This is a genomic window from Vibrio sp. V43_P6S15P86 (genome assembly GCF_009904725.1).
In the GTDB taxonomy this organism is placed as follows: domain Bacteria; phylum Pseudomonadota; class Gammaproteobacteria; order Enterobacterales; family Vibrionaceae; genus Vibrio; species Vibrio diabolicus.
On record NZ_WXWT01000181.1, the window covers coordinates 1 to 2,948 of the forward strand.

Sequence of the window (2,948 nt, forward strand, 5' to 3'; positions counted from 1 at the left end):
GTCTTGTATTTAGCTCGTGAAAGCGTGCAAAACAACCTCAATCATCTATTAGAAAAAAACGTTCAAATCGCAGACGAAATTTTATTCCAAATAGAGACCGAAAACCGCACGGCTTTGTTGCATCCTAGACGCTGTGAAGAGCTTCAGCAAAACTTGATGTTTGAACGAGATATCGAAGAAATGCTGATTGTAAAAAATGGGATCATTACGTGTTCTTCTAAACTGGGCGTAATTTCTAAGCCGTTAGCCGAGCACATTATATTTCCCGAGGGACAAGCGTTAGCACTTGGAAACGTGGATAGCGTATATGACCAATTTTTGCTCGTCGTGACCGAAGGAGAGCACGGTTATCAAGCGGTGACGATTATTGATCATGACTACTTTAATGCGAAGATAGGATTTAATAACGATTTACGCTTAAAACGCTCTGCCTTATTTATTCATGACCAAGTTGCACCTGAAGAAGCGTTGAGAACGGGAAGTAATCCTATTGGCATCAAATCGTCGCAAATGTTTGAGTATGAAGCTTTGAGTGAAGCTAGCGATCTATTTGTCAAACAGAGAACACTTTCCTATTTTTTGTATTCAATTCCAATCATTTTTGTTATCTACCTTTGCTTATATGCGTTAAATAAATTTATCGATCCTCATCGAAGCTTGGTCCTGGATTTAAAGAAAGCCATAAAGAAAGGTGAGTTGACTCTGTATTACCAGCCCCAGATTAACGTCGATACTGGTCAACTATTTGGTTTTGAAGCCCTAGTGCGATGGGAACATCAGAATAAAGGGTTCATTTCTCCTGATGAGTTTGTGCCAGCGGCGGAGCAAAGTGGATTGGTCTTTTTGCTCACGGATTACGTCCTCGATAAAGCGGCAGAAGACTTTAGTAAATTAGACTTTAATCAGTCTGTTCACCTTGGTATTAATGTGCCGCCCGGTTACTTAGTTGGGCCAAACGCGATTAGAAAGATTCAACTCATTGACAGGAAGTTAAGTCGAAATAACGTCTCATTAGGCATAGAGATAACAGAACGTCAACTCATTGATGCTGAAGCCAGAAAGTGCATCGAAGCGCTGCGAGTACATGGCATTGATGTGTTAATCGACGATTTTGGTACCGGTCAAACCTCGCTGGCGTTCCTGCAGCACATGCGTATAGATTACCTAAAAATCGATAAATGTTTTGTCGAAACTATTGGTATACCTAGCCTTAGTGCTTCTGTTTTAAAAGCTATTGTTCACTTTGCGGAAGAGCTAAAAGTACAACTCATCGCTGAAGGTGTAGAAACAACGGCGCAAGCCGACCATTTGAAAAAGATGGGAGTGCGATATCATCAAGGATATTTTTACTCCAAGCCTTTACCTTATGATCAACTTGCTCAGCGAAGTCATTATGATTGGTAAACGTTAGCCCGATAACATTGGTCATTGTCATCAAAAACAAACTCTAGCTCATTCTTGATGCTATCCAAGCGGTCTTCTTGGTAATGAGATACATACAATAGCTGGCTTAAATTCTCTCGGGCGATGAGCTCAAGTGTATTCTTAACTAAACGCCTGCCAAGAAAATCCAACCCTTGATATGGCTCGTCCAAAATCAGTAATGTTGGTTGTTTAACGATGGCTCTTGCAATCAACAACAGGCGCTGCTGACCGTACTCTAATTGCTTGAATGAGGTTTTTCGGTATTGGCTCATATGTAGGATGTCGAGCCATTCGTTTGCGATGTCCACTTCTTTACGAGTGGGTTGGTTATACAACCCTATGGAGTCGTAAAAACCGGACAAAATCACGTCTAGCGCACTGCAGTTAACGCGGTATTGAAGGTGTAACGCTGAAGATACCATGCCTATGTGCTGCTTAATTTCCCAGATTGTCTCGCCAGACCCTCGCTTTTTACCAAAAATATCAATGTCATTGCTGTAGCACTGAGGATGATCACCAAAGATTAACCCAAGCAAGGTGCTCTTCCCACAGCCATTTGGGCCTTTGACCTGCCAATGCTGACCTTTGTCTATTCGCCAGTTTAAGTCAGTAAAGATTTTCTTATCAGTGTATTCAACAGACCCATTTGTTAGTTCAAATATTGGGTTGTCGAAGTGTGTCGAGTGCTGATGCTGACGTATCAAGTTCATCATTTCTTCACTCTGTTGCTCGGACTGAGATTTAATTTGTCCAATGATTGGATGATTATCCCAACTGGATTTATCCATTGTACTGTCCAGCTTTCCTGCACTGAAAAGCGCAACGCGATCAATCCACTCAGGCATATCAGACTCGCGAGAGAAGGTGACCAGTAACTGTACGGTTTGAGAAAGCGAGTGTAAATGGTGAGCGAGAGCTGCTCGATGGGCAATATCTAAACCAGTAAATGGGTTATCTAGCAGTAACAAATCAGGCTGTGTTGCTAAAGCGCGAGCTAACATCACTCGTCTTGTTTCCCCTGTAGAGAGAACACGAAAGCCACTGTCTTTAAGGTGAGTTAGGTCGAGGTCGGTAATCAGTTGATCTATTAAATCAGCGTCTTGACTGCGTTCCTGAATGAGTGAGTAAACGGTACTACCTTGATCGATACGATCAAGAAAGTCTGTATCGTCCTTTTCTAATTCTCTTTCCAGTAATCGCTGTTGCTCTGATAATGACACTTGAGCAACGGACAGCCCATCAAGCTCAAGTTTCCCGCTTATTGGTGAAAGTTCACCACAAATAAGGTCTCCAAGTAGAGCTCCAATATCCCCATCCGCGCTGAATATTCCCCAAGATTGCCGAGTATCTATTTTCCAATCGTCAATAAATAGGTGAGCCGTGTTCCCTTGAGCGGCAAGTTGACTAAAACGAATAGTCATATGTTTGTCTTCCTTGTTTTCGTTGTAATCGTTTATTTATAACAATTTACGAACTCAGTAAGGAAGCGCTTTTGTGTATTAATTTTAATCAATGCAGCATCT

General features: G+C 41.9%; 2 protein-coding genes. One reads left to right on the forward strand and one right to left on the reverse strand.

The window, feature by feature from the left end; translation table 11 throughout:
- Positions 1-1,404 (forward strand): EAL domain-containing protein (locus tag CAG69_RS07950; protein WP_161443588.1); only part of this gene is annotated, 1,404 nt, incomplete at its 5' end.
- Here CAG69_RS07950 and modF read toward each other — a convergent pair.
- On the reverse strand, positions 1,392-2,846 hold the full coding sequence (gene modF / locus CAG69_RS07955) for a molybdate ABC transporter ATP-binding protein ModF (protein ID WP_161443590.1): 1,455 nt from the start codon (positions 2,844-2,846) through the stop codon (positions 1,392-1,394). The two genes, CAG69_RS07950 and modF, sit on opposite strands and share 13 nt — an antisense overlap.
- Positions 2,847-2,948 lie beyond the last annotated feature (102 nt).

Bases quoted from the DNA above. Each gene is read 5' to 3' on its own strand.
- modF (WP_161443590.1), bottom strand. From the start codon at position 2,846: ATGACTATTCGTTTTAGTCAACTTGCCGCTCAAGGGAACACGGCTCAC.